This window comes from Deltaproteobacteria bacterium (genome assembly GCA_023382265.1).
Taxonomy (GTDB): domain Bacteria; phylum JAMCPX01; class JAMCPX01; order JAMCPX01; family JAMCPX01; genus JAMCPX01.
In genome coordinates this window covers 43,851-56,615 of sequence record JAMCPX010000017.1, presented here as the reverse complement: position 1 = coordinate 56,615, position 12,765 = coordinate 43,851, and the positions used below count along the sequence as shown (strand labels likewise).

General features: G+C 39.9%; 12 protein-coding genes. 7 read left to right on the top strand and 5 right to left on the bottom strand.

The window, feature by feature from the left end; all coding sequences use genetic code 11:
• Positions 1-86: 86 nt before the first annotated feature.
• Together groL and M1381_03425 are read right to left on the bottom strand one after the other, a co-directional pair.
• The gene (gene groL / locus M1381_03430) at positions 87-1,739 is read right to left on the bottom strand and encodes a chaperonin GroEL (GenBank protein MCL4478140.1); all 1,653 of its coding nucleotides are present in this window, start codon (positions 1,737-1,739) and stop codon (positions 87-89) included.
• A gap of 130 nt (positions 1,740-1,869) precedes the next feature.
• Positions 1,870-2,916, bottom strand: coding sequence for an energy transducer TonB (locus tag M1381_03425; GenBank protein MCL4478139.1), 1,047 nt, complete (start codon positions 2,914-2,916; stop codon positions 1,870-1,872).
• A 206-nt stretch (positions 2,917-3,122) separates the two neighbouring features.
• Between M1381_03425 and M1381_03420 the strand changes: the two genes are divergently transcribed.
• The 7 genes from M1381_03420 to M1381_03390 all read left to right on the top strand — a co-directional run bounded on the left by M1381_03420 (position 3,123) and on the right by M1381_03390 (position 9,223).
• Positions 3,123-3,299: a hypothetical protein gene (locus tag M1381_03420; protein MCL4478138.1), complete on the top strand. Its 177-nt coding sequence runs from the start codon at positions 3,123-3,125 to the stop codon at positions 3,297-3,299.
• 230 nt (positions 3,300-3,529) lie between these two features.
• The gene (locus tag M1381_03415) at positions 3,530-4,150 is read left to right on the top strand and encodes a TetR/AcrR family transcriptional regulator (protein ID MCL4478137.1); all 621 of its coding nucleotides are present in this window, start codon (positions 3,530-3,532) and stop codon (positions 4,148-4,150) included.
• 51 nt (positions 4,151-4,201) lie between these two features.
• Positions 4,202-5,068, top strand: a complete 867-nt coding sequence (locus M1381_03410) for an efflux RND transporter periplasmic adaptor subunit (GenBank protein MCL4478136.1) — start codon at positions 4,202-4,204, stop codon at positions 5,066-5,068.
• Positions 5,068-5,994, top strand: a complete 927-nt coding sequence (locus M1381_03405; protein MCL4478135.1) for an ABC transporter ATP-binding protein — start codon at positions 5,068-5,070, stop codon at positions 5,992-5,994. The genes M1381_03410 and M1381_03405 overlap by 1 nt, the downstream gene beginning before the upstream one ends.
• Positions 5,991-6,947, top strand: coding sequence for an ABC transporter ATP-binding protein (locus M1381_03400; GenBank protein ID MCL4478134.1), 957 nt, complete (start codon positions 5,991-5,993; stop codon positions 6,945-6,947). The genes M1381_03405 and M1381_03400 overlap by 4 nt, the downstream gene beginning before the upstream one ends.
• Positions 6,934-8,079 carry an ABC transporter permease gene (locus M1381_03395; protein ID MCL4478133.1) on the top strand — a complete coding sequence of 382 codons (1,146 nt, stop codon included), beginning with the start codon at positions 6,934-6,936 and terminating at the stop codon, positions 8,077-8,079. Before M1381_03400 ends, M1381_03395 begins: the two co-directional genes overlap by 14 nt.
• Before the next feature lies 1 nt (position 8,080).
• Positions 8,081-9,223 carry an ABC transporter permease gene (locus tag M1381_03390; protein ID MCL4478132.1) on the top strand — a complete coding sequence of 381 codons (1,143 nt, stop codon included), beginning with the start codon at positions 8,081-8,083 and terminating at the stop codon, positions 9,221-9,223.
• A 68-nt stretch (positions 9,224-9,291) separates the two neighbouring features.
• Here the strand turns inward: M1381_03390 and mqnC are convergent, their stop codons facing one another.
• From mqnC to larB, 3 genes are read right to left on the bottom strand one after another with little or no spacing between them, the layout of a single operon-like run.
• Complete coding sequence (mqnC, locus tag M1381_03385; protein ID MCL4478131.1) at positions 9,292-10,332, bottom strand: dehypoxanthine futalosine cyclase; 1,041 nt, start codon at positions 10,330-10,332, stop codon at positions 9,292-9,294.
• A 9-nt stretch (positions 10,333-10,341) separates the two neighbouring features.
• Entirely contained in the window at positions 10,342-12,018 is a 1,677-nt protein-coding gene (locus M1381_03380) for a PAS domain S-box protein (GenBank protein ID MCL4478130.1), read from the bottom strand.
• The gene (larB, locus tag M1381_03375; protein ID MCL4478129.1) at positions 12,019-12,765 is read right to left on the bottom strand and encodes a nickel pincer cofactor biosynthesis protein LarB; all 747 of its coding nucleotides are present in this window, start codon (positions 12,763-12,765) and stop codon (positions 12,019-12,021) included.

The following is a 12,765-nucleotide window of genomic DNA, read 5'->3' as shown; positions in this document are numbered from 1 at the left end:
AGCGAGATCATCCTCCATTACCTGAAGTCGTACACACAAAAAAAGCAGGCACTTTGTGCCTGCTTTTTGCCTCATGCTGATTAAAATCAATACTCCATTCCACCCATTCCGCCCATGCCTCCCATACCACCCATTCCACCTCCCGGCATAGAGGGCAGCTTATCTTCTTTTGGTTTTTCTGTAATCATAGCCTCTGTTGTTAAAAGCATTGAAGAGACGGATGCAGCATTCTGTATTGCTGTCCTCACAACCTTTGTTGGGTCTATAACACCGGCTGCTATTAAATCTTCGTACTTTTCGGTAAGTGCATTAAAACCAAAGGCTCCTTTCTCGGCTTTTACCTTTTCTACAACAATAGAACCTTCAGCACCCGCGTTAAAGCTGATTTGCCTTATGGGTTCTTCAATAGCCTTCTTCACAATTGCTACACCAAGTTGTTCCTCTCTGCTTAGACTAAGTTTTTCGAGAGCAGGTAATGTTCTTAGTAAGGCAACTCCACCACCCGGAACAATGCCTTCCTCAACAGCAGCTCTTGTTGCGTGGAGTGCATCTTCAACCCTTGCCTTCTTTTCTTTCATCTCTGCTTCTGTTGAAGCGCCGACCTTTATAACAGCAACACCGCCGACTAACTTTGCAAGCCTTTCCTGAAGTTTTTCTTTATCATAGTCAGAGGTTGTGTCTTCAATCTGTGTTCTAATCTGTTTAATTCTGCCATCAATTTCTGACTTCTTACCCTCACCATCAACAATAGTTGTATACTCTTTATCAACTACAATCCTCTTTGCCTTACCAAGATCCTTAAGTGTAACTGTTTCAAGTTTTATACCCATCTCCTCTGCGATCATCCTGCCACCTGTGAGGATTGCAATATCTTCAAGCATTGCCTTTCTCCTATCGCCAAAGCCGGGTGCTTTAACCGCACAACAGTTCAGTGTTCCTCTTAATTTATTAACAACAATTGTAGCAAGAGCCTCACCTTCTACATCCTCGGCTATAATCAAAAGAGGTCTGCTGGATTTTGCAATCTGCTCAAGCAGAGGTAATAATTCCTTCATGTTGCTTAGCTTTTTTTCATAAGTTAAGATGTAAGCATCTTCAAGAACTGTTTCCATCCTTTCTGCATCCGTTACAAAGTATGGTGATAGATAACCACGATCAAACTGCATACCTTCGACAACCTCTAAAGTTGTTTCCATACCTTTTGCCTCTTCAACGGTTATAACTCCTTCTTTCCCTACCTTCTCCATTGCTTCTGCAATGATCTTGCCAATCGTTTCATCATTATTGGCTGAAATCGTCCCTACCTGTGCAATTTCCTTTTGATCGCGGGTATGTTTGCTCATCTTCTTGAGTTCATCCACGATAACTTCAACCGCCTTGTCAATACCGCGTTTAATAAGTATTGGATTATTACCGGATGTTACAAGCTTTACCCCTTCACGGAATATAGCCTGAGCAAGGACTGTAGCGGTCGTTGTTCCGTCACCGGCAACGTCCGAGGTTTTACTTGCAACCTCCTTAACCATTTGAGCACCCATGTTCTTAAACTTATCGTCAATCTCAATCTCTTTTGCCACTGTTACACCATCTTTTGTAACGGTTGGTGCCCCAAAAGTTTTTTCAATAAGCACATTCCTGCCTCTTGGGCCTAAAGTTGTTTTTACAGCATTTGCCAGAGTATTGACACCCTCAAGCAATAACGCTCTTGCAGTTTCAGAATACTTTATTTCCTTAGCCATTTTTCTTTCCTCCTTATTATTTTTTTTATTATTACATTTTATGATTGTTGAAAAAGTAATTACCTAAAATATAATGAATACTTTCTTAATATCAAGAGTTTTCAATAAACCAATAATATGATTTACCCCTTTATTCAAGTAACCCGACTACAAGAACATCCCTCCCAGGTGCAAAAACAAAATGTATTATTCCATCCTTGCCTTCCGCCCCCTTAGGAGGATTGGCATCCCATGCAGATGTTTTACATGCCTGGATAGCAAGCTTATCCCATGTCGGTGAACCCGATGATTTTAACAAATTAACGGAAATCAACTTACCATCTTTAGACATGTTCGCTTCTACATATGCATATCCGTTTATTGTGGTTATAGTGTCCGATGACACATTATCATTCCGTACCTCAAAGATAAATTGGTCAAATATCCTGTACGCGACACGTCTTACAAAGCCGGCATAAACAAAACTTTTGGTATTAAGAAGCGTAACATCCCCTTCTTTAAGCCCAGGCAGATAATTATTATCCCCAATCCCAGGTATTGCCCGCATTCTTGAATATGAGGGTAACATAGTATTCATGGCAATATTTGTTTTATTCTGTGCCGGACCTTGATTCTGTCCTTGTAATTGGTTGGGTAAACCTGACTGTTGTGTAAAAGATAAGCCATGAGCAGGTATGTTAGATAGACCTTCTTTAGCTTTCTTCTCCTGAAGCTGAGATTGTGTGGGAGGACTTGTATTGGTTTGCCCTGGGTTTTGAGAAATACCGGCACTTTGATGTAACTCTATGGTTTCTTTGACGTTTGTTCCATACCCGCCACCTTTATGTCTGCTTACCATTTCTTTTTTTACGCTCTGTGAATATTCAGATAGGTATGCGGTTTTTTTTGGCTCTTCCTGTATAAGCGGCTTTGGGATATCCACGATCTGATTCTTTATAATAAGTTTTTCCTGTTTGTCCGTTTTTTTTAGTGCCGGCTTATTCGCGGCTATTTCATTCTTATTTTGTTTCGGGATTGTTGTTAATCTAATATAATCCGCGTTCGGTTTTACCATAGCAGGCAACGCTTCTGAGCTATTAAGTCTAAAAACATAAACAAATACCAGAAGAACTGCCAAATGCAGAAATGCCGACAAGACCATACCTATTTCAATATTTGCTATGCCTTTTCTCTTCATATTATTCATTGTATAACTAAATAAGAAACTTTCAAGTATCCTTAAGTCATTTTACTTGTCATCCCAACTTTATCGAAGATTTATAAAGACAATTAACCCGAAAAACACAGATCCAAGTGAATTAACAGGTCACTATTCCTTAAAAATCAGGGGCAAGAATCAAATCAACCGCTTTACTTTTCATATACATTGTTTATCTTATGCACATGAATAAAGTTGTTAAGTTGTTTATTGGCTTAGGGCTTTTTATCGGTTCAACAATTGGTAGTTTTGTCCCTTCCCTTTGGGGAGGGAGTGTATTCTCCATATCTTCTATGGTATTCAGTGCGGTTGGCGGTATTATCGGAATATGGCTGGGATACAAGATAGGGAATTCAATATAGCGATATTGTTTCAGCATCCAGTAAAGAGTTATATCTTATCCTTTTTTACCGGCACATTGAAGAAAGAATATAGTGAGTAAAAAACTGTCCGATATTTTTAGAGCAGTTTACCTATAAGGAAACTAAAAATACTTTAATAGTTGACTTATTTTCCATACAGTATTATTTTATTTGCATTATAGTATTCGGACAAAGAATAAGGTGTTTATTTTAAATTATAAGCGATAGTTATGGTTAAACATAAAATAAATACAAAAACGGATATAAAACAGAGGATTGTTGAGAAGGCAGCAGAGTTGTTCCCACGTTTTGGTTTTTCAAAGGTTACTGTTGATGAACTGAGCAAAGAGCTCGGGATAAGCAAGAAGACCCTTTACAGATATTTTACAAGTAAAGACGAGATTGCAGATGCAGTTTATAAATGGAATGTGCTTTCTGTGAAAAACAAACTTCAAGAGATCACGAGTGAACCTGGTGCTTATCTTGATCGTCTTTACAGGCTCTGCGAATTTATCAGTAGGTTTTTATCGGGAATGAATAAAACGGCTCAACAAGACCTCATAAAACACAGGCCTGATCTGTGGAAAAAGATAGAACTTTACCGAAAGCAGGAGGTGTTTCCGATTTTTGAAAATATCCTTGATGAAGGTATAAAACTCGGGATCATAAGAAACGATATTCAAAAGGATTTAAGCTTGCTCATGCTTACCTCTGCTGTTGAGGGAATAATTACCCCCGAAATTTTGATCAATGAACCCTTTTCAACAGAAGACGCCTTCAGGGGTATAATAAGTATCTTTTTTAATGGTGTTTTGTCGAATAAAGCAAGGTCTCTTTTTAATAAAATTTAGACAATAAAAAAGAGTATGAGGAATATATAAAAGCAAATAAAGGAGTTCTGAATGATGTTTAGAAAACCGTATATATTGTTTTTTACGTTTATCGGTATGTTAGGTTTTATTACCGTTTCTTGCTCAAATAAAAACGCAAATCTCGTAACAGGCAGCGGGACCATAGAGGTTACAGAATATAACGTTGCTTCAAAAATCCCGGGAAGGATCGGGTGGCTTGGTGTTGATGAGGGTGATAAAGTCAATAATGATGAAGTTATTGCAAGATTGACAACACGCGAACTAACTGCCGGGGAAAACAGGGCACAGGCAAGTCTTAAAGCAGCAAATGCACAGATCGTATCGGCTCAGGCTCAGCTGAGATATTTAGCAACAGACCTGAAAAGGATCGAGGCACTTTATAAAAAAGGAGGGGCTTCAAAGCAGCAGTTTGATCTTATTAAATCACAAACGGACTCAACAAAGGCACAATTAAATGCTGCAATCGCAATGAAGCAAGAAGCCAAAAGTGCCTTAAAACTTGCGGAGATCCAGTATGATGAGGGTATGCTTGCGTCACCAATCACGGGTGTTGTTTTAACAAAAAATTACGAACGCGGTGACGTTATCATGCCTGGTTCAACAATATTCACGATAGGCAATCTGAACAGACCGTGGATAAAAATATATGTCAGCGACATAGACCTCGGCAGGGTATGGCTTGGACAGCATGTACATTTAAGTGTCGATAGTTTTCCAAATAAGACCTTTGACGGTACTGTTGAGCAAATAGCCAATAAAGCGGAGTTCACACCACATGATGTCCAGACAAAGGAAGACAGGACTGCGCTTGTGTTTGCAGTAAAGGTTTATATTAATAATAGTCAAATGCTTCTTAAACCTGGCATGCCGGCCGATGCAGTATTTGAGACCAAGTAATGCTTGCTGTTGAGACATCAGAGCTTAAAAAATCTTTTGATAAAGCGGAGGCTGTACGCGGCGTGAATTTCCGTATAAATAAAGGCGATCTCTTCGGTCTCATAGGACCCGATGGGGCTGGTAAAACAACGCTCATACGGCTGCTCACCGGTGTTATGACGCCGGACAGCGGTTCAATCAAGATATTCGGGACCGATGCCGTAAAACGTAAGGCTGAAACGGGCATGATGATTGGATACATGCCACAGAGGTTCAGCCTTTATGAAGAACTTACCGTAGATGAAAACCTCAAATTTTTCGCATCACTTCGTTCTGTTGAACGGACTAATTTCATAAGGCAAAAAGATTATTTGTTGAAGTTTACAAACCTCGAACCGTTCACAAAAAGACTCGCAGGCAAGCTCTCGGGCGGTATGAAGCAGAAGCTCGGGCTTGCATGTACGCTTATTCATCAGCCACAGTTGCTCATACTCGATGAACCGACAACAGGCGTTGATCCTGTATCAAGGCGCGAGTTCTGGCAGATACTTGATTCATTTCTGCATCAGGGTATGACAGTCCTGATGTCAACGCCGTATATGGATGAGGCCGACAGATGCACAACCATTGCACTTATGAATAATGGTATCATGCCTGTCGTTGACACACCCCAGAATATTAAAATCCTTATTAAAGGCACAATGCTTGAGGCTGTAGTAAAAGAACCGTTACACGCAAAACAGATACTTAACGTAATTGACAATTACAGGCATGTACACATACTCGGGGATAGAATCCATATTTATGTAGACAAACAGGATCCCTGGTATATAACCGATGTTAAACAGATCCTCAATAATAACGGTATTGCTGTAGAGCAAACAGGATTTACACCACCGACGCTCGAAGATGTCTTTGTATCTATCATTGAAAAGGAACGTGAATGATAGAAACACCTATTAAAGCAACAAATTTAAGAAAATCATTCGGGGATTTTGTAGCGGTTGACGATATAACGTTAAGCGTTGAAAAGGGCGAGGTATTTGGTTTTCTGGGTCCTAACGGTGCAGGAAAAACAACAACCGTAAAGATGCTCTGCGGCCTGCTTCTGCCGAGCTCTGGTTCTGCACGGGTTGCGGGATTCGATATCGCAGTGCAACCGGACGATGTGAAAAGTTCTATAGGGTACATGTCTCAAAAGTTTTCTCTTTACAGTGATCTGTCGGTCTCGGAGAATATAGACTTTTTTGGGAATATATACGGGATAGATGACAGCAGATTAAAAGTGAGAAAAAAGGAGATAATAAAATTGACAGGACTTGAAGGCAGGGAGCAAGTCATAACATCCACTCTTTCTGCCGGATGGAAGCAGAGGCTTGCACTCGGATGCTCCATCATCCATGAACCGAGGATCCTGTTCCTGGATGAGCCGACAGCAGGTGTTGATCCGGATTCTCGAAGGATGTTCTGGGATCTCATCTACAGCCTTGCACAAAAGGGTATGACCATGTTCGTAACAACCCATTACATGGATGAGGCAGAAAACTGTACAAGGCTTGGCTTTATTTACAACGGAAAGATGGTTGCATCAGGAACACCTCTGGAAATAAAACGTACTCAGATGAAGGGAATAATTATAGAGCTTGATACAGACTCTCCCTCGGCAGCACTGAAACTTATAAAATCCATGGAAACAATGGATGAGGTGTCCTTTTTCGGCAGGCTCATCCATGCTGTTACCACTACACACGCAGACACAATAGAGCCGATCATAAAAAACATTCTACAGCTTATGAAAGAACACGGAGTAAGGGTAAACAGGTTAAACACGATCCCGCCTTCCCTTGAGGATATATTCATAAGTCTCATAAAACAAGAAGACAAAAATGAAAAGTCATAGTCTGCTCAGACCAGTCATAAAAAAAGAATTCATCCAGATCATAAGGGATCCCATCAGCCTTGCCGTTGTCATATTGATCCCCATTATACAGCTGCTGCTGTTTGGCTATGCGGTAAGCTTTGATATTAAACATATACCCATGGGTATTTTCGATCAATCGCATACCCAGGAGAGCAGACAGCTCATACGTGCGGTAACAGCATCTTCATATTTTCTCATTGCAGATAATGCAAACAGCAGAACAGAGATCAATACCCTGATTGAGAAAGGAGATATAAAGATAGGCATTATTATTCCGCCCGATTTTGCGGACAATATAAATGCCGATAAAACAGCCGGCGTTCAGCTTCTTATCGATGGGACGGATGCCAATGTAGGCGGTGTTGCCCTCGGCTATTTTATAGCTGCAGCACAGGGATACTCCCTCGATATTACAAAGCGTATGCTCAATAAACAAGGTGATTCCAGTCTTTCAAGGAATTTTCCCCTTTTATCGCAGCGTCTCCGTATATGGTATAATCAAACACTGCGGACGGAGAACTTCATTGTACCCGGACTCATAGCGACCATACTTATGATCCTTGGAGTCCTCATGACATCCCAGAGCGTTGCACGCGAGTATGAACGGGGAACAATGGAACAGCTTATTGTCTCACCCGTAAAAGTATACGAGCTTATTATAGGTAAGCTTGTTCCCTATATCGTGATAGGCTTTATCCAGGTGACACTTGTTACGCTAATCGCTGTGCTTGTATTCCACGTACCTCTAAAGGGGAACCTTCTGCTCCTGACACTTACAACATTTTTATTTCTGGTGAGTGCCATGGGCATAGGATTTCTGTTTTCAGCCATAACAAAATCCCAGCAGGTCGCAATGCAGATGTCCTTTGTAGGCACCATGCTGCCATCCCTGCTCCTGTCGGGATTCATATATCCCATAAACAGTATGCCTCTGGCATTAAGAATATTCTCTTACGTTGTACCAGCAAAATATTTTCTTGTTGTTTTGAGAGGTATTTTTCTTAAAAATTCGAGCATGTTTGTTCTTATGCCACAGATACTGATCATGATCCTAATCTCGGTTATCGTGTTGACACTGTGCATCTTAAAAACAAAGAAGAGCCTTGATTGATATGATTAACTGGAAACTTTTTTTGTTAAGGGTAAAGGCAATAGCACGCAAGGAATTTATTCAGTTGAGACGCGACAAACGTATGCTGTTTATTGCCTTTATGGCACCAATCATACAGCTTACACTGTTTGGATATGCAGCAACATTGGACGTAAAATCGGTGCCTGTTGTCGTTTGCGACATGGATCAGAGCATGCAGAGCAGGACCATCCTTAACGACATTACAGCTTCAGGATATTTTGTAATACAGAACAGAGTACCTTCCATACGAGATGTGAGAAAAAGCCTTGATGACGGTGAAGACATGGTCGGCATTGTTATACCAGAAGGTCTTGAGAGAGACATAAACGGGGACAGAAAGGCATACATACAGACTGTCATTGATGGATCGAATGCCATCTATGCAACAATGGTAAGGTCATATTTGGAAAGAATCATAACCAACAGGGCTCTTGAACTTTCGGCAGAACAGATGTCTAAAACCGGACTCAAACCTTTTACACCTCTGGATATACAGCCAAGGGTCTGGTACAACCCAACTCTCAAGAGCATGGACTTTATGGTGCCAGGTGTTTTTGCACTTGTGCTCATGATCATAAGTACAGTGCTTACCTCCATGGCTATAGTAAAAGAAAAGGAACGCGGCACAATTGAACAGCTTATCGTAACCCCGATAAAACCCATAGAACTCATAGCAGGCAAGCTCCTGCCATTTGCCATTATCAGTTTGATCGACATCACTCTCGTTACAATGGTCTCGGTGTTCTGGTTCCAGATACCGTTACACGGCAGCTTTATACTTTTATTTTTGTTGTCCGCACTTTTTATGCTTACAACACTCGGACTCGGTCTTCTGATCTCGACCGTTTCAAAGACTCAACAGCAGGCAATGATGATATCCATGCTGCTTATCATGCCAATAATACTGCTTTCAGGCGTTATGTCTCCCATAGACAACATGCCTGTTGCAGTACAGTATTTCACATTCCTTATACCTCTGAGATATTTTATCGTTATTGTCAGATATATATTCATGAAGGGGTCCGGCATGTACATCCTCTGGCCTGATGCACTTGCACTTGCCTTCTTCGGCATTGTTCTTTTCCTGCTCAGCGTGAGCAGGTTCAAAAAAAGGTTGGGTTAATGTGCTTTCCTTTTTTTTAAATGCAATTTTGGGGTTAAAGCTGTTCGGTATCTCTGACATTAAAGGGTTTAGAAAACCTTCAATGTTTCATATGATGTGTTTCTCTGAACAGGTATAAAACCGGCTTCTCTTATCAGCTCAACAATCTCATTAGCCTGTGCCGTAATCCTATGGCCTGCAAGCCTCATTACGTTTTCTTCAAAAAGCAGACTTCCTATATCATTTGCCCCAAAATAAAGTGCAATCTGTCCTATATCCTTACCCTGTGATGACCATGATGCCTGAATGTTATCAAAGTTATCCAGATATAACCTTGCAATAGAAACGATTCTAAGATACTTTTCTGCACTGCTGTGTATCCTGATTCTTTTACCGAGTACCGTATTCTCTGTTTTAAAATCCCATGCAATAAAAGCCGTAAAACCATTTGTCTTATCCTGCAACTTACGCAGACGATCAAGATGTTCTATGATTTCTTCCGGTGTTTCAACGTGTCCATACATCATAGTAGCTGTTGTTGGAATACCAATATTATGTGCTGTCTCCATAACATCAAACCACTTATCAACATCGGGTTTGGATGGACTAATAGCCTTTCTTACCCTTTCTACAAGGATCTCCGCACCTCCTCCAGGAATAGACATGAGACCAGCGGAAATCAGTTCTTTAATCACATCCCCAATACTTAATCCGGAAACTTCTGTCATACGAATAATCTCGGGAGGTGAGAATGCATGAATATGCATAGAAGGGTAATTGTCTCTTATAAAGGATATGATGGATTTATAATAGTTAAGATCCAAATCAGGGTGCATACCGCCTTGAAGCAGCACTGTTGTAACGCCGTTTTTATAAGCGATATCGAGCTTATGTTGAAGTTGATCTATATCCATAACATACGCATCGGGATGACCAAGCGGCCTGTAGAAAGCACAAAAAAGACAACCAACATCGCAGACATTTGTATAATTTATGTTTGTGTCTATGACAAAACTTACAATAGATTCGGTATGAATAAGCATTCTCCTTTCATAGGCGAGCCTTCCAAGCTCCAGAAGATCCATCGATTTAAACATTTCAATCGCTTGCTTTTTAGTTAATCTGTTCATACATAAGTCCTACTTATTTTCAGGAATCTTTACGGGTTTGTCATTGTTATCACTCTTGTTATCTCCATCACCTATCTTTGCTATTACTGCACCACCAGCATAAGATTTTGTTTCATACTTGGTAATCTTACTTATCTGCTTTATTATATCCGACATTTTTGCGACCTCTGCCATAACCTTTCCCGCATATTGAGAAATGGGATCGTTTTTATCTTTTAAATGCTGAATTATGAGTTCGGAATACCCTTGTATTACTGTAAGAGGCTGATTAAGTTTATGTGCTGATGCGCCTGCAAGCGCGGCCATAGTCTCGCTCTTTTCTGCCTCTATAAGCCTTGATAAAGCCTCATCCAATGATTTTTCCATCTTGATCCTCTTACGCTCATCCCTCAGATAACCTACCGTCATTTGTTCTTCGCCTTTATCATTATAAACAATCGCCCCCGACAGGCTAACGGGTATCTCTTCACCTATCCTTGTTTTGACGTTTACAGGATAATTCCTAACATACTTTGCGGGGCTATCACGGAGAATTTTCATAATCTCTTTTGCAACATTATTGGGGTACAGTTGTGTAACATTAAAATGCGAAATAACCTCTTCTTGAAAATAACCAAACAGTTTGGTCGCCTCTTCATTGAAAAGTAAAATGTCCCCGCCTGTATCAGCGGCTATGATTGAGTCCGGCGAACTGCTGACGGTTTTAAAAAGTAAGTCTGTTGTCTTTAGGAGTTCTTTGCTTAATAGTTTTTCTTCTGTAATGTCTCTCACAGAGACAAGTGACAGATCCTTACGCCCCTTTAGGGGTGTTGCCCTTATCGAAAATGATTTTATTTCACCCGCTTTTGTTTTAATATCGATATCAAATTGATCGGTAAACTTTTTGTTAATAAAATCATAAAATATCTTATTAGCTATGAGTTTTGAACTATCGTCTGCAATCGCCACTGAGTAATGTCTGCCAATGACTTCTTTTTTGGAATAACCTGTTAGTTTGAGAAACGTTTTATTTACATTATTTATTCTTCCTTCTCTGTCAATCAACATTAATCCTTCTGTTGATTCATCAAATAAAAACTCGTATTCCTCTTTTAATTTTACAAGTTCTGATGCCTTTTTTACGGCCTGTTCAAATGCATTTAATTTCGATATATTGAGTATAGCACCAGTTAACATACTTGCCTGTCTGAAATAGTATCTTTGATGGAATGGTGAGAGGTAAAAAGGTTCTTCAGACCTTACAAAAACAACGCCGATAATTTCATCCATATCAAATATGGGTATTACAAATGTAGAGCGTATATTTTTAGATATTATCACTTTTTTTGTCTCATCATTAAAAAAGTCAGTATTTTTAATATCATCTATAAACAATGCCCTTTTCTCTTTTACGGATATCCTGATTTCCGGATACTTTCTTATATCTAAAAGAAGCGTCTTTTCATCTTTTATCTCACTGCTTGCTATTACCTTTCCCTGTTCTTTATCCGGATCTGTAAAGACTATAATACTTACATCAAACGTTATAAGTTCCTTTGAAAGAACCTCTGAGAATATTTCGAGAACCTCTTTATAGGTGCAGGCTTTTGAAAGCCTTACATAAGTAGAAGAAATTTCTTGTATTATCCCTTCTGCTGACGGGATCTGTTTTGTGTGGTCGTTGATCTCAGTATTCTTTTCCTGCATTTATAACCTATTTATGAGGGATGCCATGAATCCGGCACCAAACCCATTATCTATATTTACAACAGCTACATTTGGAGAACAGCTGTTAAGCATTGTCAATAAACTTGAAAGTCCTTTAAAGCTTGCACCATAACCAGAACTAACCGGCACAGCAATAACCGGTTTATCCACAAGTCCCCCCACAACACTTGGTAACGCACCATCCATACCGGCAGCAACAACTATAACCCTTGCTTTTTTTATTTTATCCATTTGATCAAGTAATCTATGTAACCCTGCAACACCCACATCATAAGACGTATCTACCGTATTACCAAACATCTGTGCTGTAATTCTTGCCTCCTCAGCAACAAAGCGATCAACCGTTCCTGCCGTCACAATGAGAATGCCTGTTTTGCTCCTTTTGCCGTTACTCTTCACGTAGGTAAGCATACGCGCATCCGTATGATACTTAAACCCATCTATGTGCTTACTCACATAGTCTGCTGTTTTTTTAACTATTCTTGTTACCATAACAATACCGCCATTTTCAACGGCTATTTTGCACAACTTAACCGTTTCTTTATCTGTTTTACCTTCACCAAAGATTACCTCCGGAAAACCCTGTCTTAAAAATCTATGCGTATCATACTTGGCAAATCCGATATCTACATAAGGTAAATTGCTCATAAGCTTTAATGCATCCTGCACGTCCGTTTTATGATTCTTTACATCTGTTAATATCATTTTCAGATCTTCCATTCTCAT

Excerpts from the sequence above, each read along its gene's own strand:
- groL (MCL4478140.1), bottom strand. The coding sequence starts at position 1,739 with ATGGCTAAGGAAATAAAGTATTCTGAAACTGCAAGAGCGTTATTGCTT.
- M1381_03425 (MCL4478139.1), bottom strand. The coding sequence starts at position 2,916 with ATGAAGAGAAAAGGCATAGCAAATATTGAAATAGGTATGGTCTTGTCG.
- M1381_03420 (MCL4478138.1), top strand. The coding sequence starts at position 3,123 with ATGAATAAAGTTGTTAAGTTGTTTATTGGCTTAGGGCTTTTTATCGGT.
- M1381_03415 (MCL4478137.1), top strand. The coding sequence starts at position 3,530 with ATGGTTAAACATAAAATAAATACAAAAACGGATATAAAACAGAGGATT.
- M1381_03410 (MCL4478136.1), top strand. The coding sequence starts at position 4,202 with ATGATGTTTAGAAAACCGTATATATTGTTTTTTACGTTTATCGGTATG.
- M1381_03405 (MCL4478135.1), top strand. The coding sequence starts at position 5,068 with ATGCTTGCTGTTGAGACATCAGAGCTTAAAAAATCTTTTGATAAAGCG.
- M1381_03400 (MCL4478134.1), top strand. The coding sequence starts at position 5,991 with ATGATAGAAACACCTATTAAAGCAACAAATTTAAGAAAATCATTCGGG.
- M1381_03395 (MCL4478133.1), top strand. The coding sequence starts at position 6,934 with ATGAAAAGTCATAGTCTGCTCAGACCAGTCATAAAAAAAGAATTCATC.
- M1381_03390 (MCL4478132.1), top strand. The coding sequence starts at position 8,081 with ATGATTAACTGGAAACTTTTTTTGTTAAGGGTAAAGGCAATAGCACGC.
- mqnC (MCL4478131.1), bottom strand. The coding sequence starts at position 10,332 with ATGAACAGATTAACTAAAAAGCAAGCGATTGAAATGTTTAAATCGATG.
- M1381_03380 (MCL4478130.1), bottom strand. The coding sequence starts at position 12,018 with ATGCAGGAAAAGAATACTGAGATCAACGACCACACAAAACAGATCCCG.
- larB (MCL4478129.1), bottom strand. The coding sequence starts at position 12,765 with ATGAGAATGGAAGATCTGAAAATGATATTAACAGATGTAAAGAATCAT.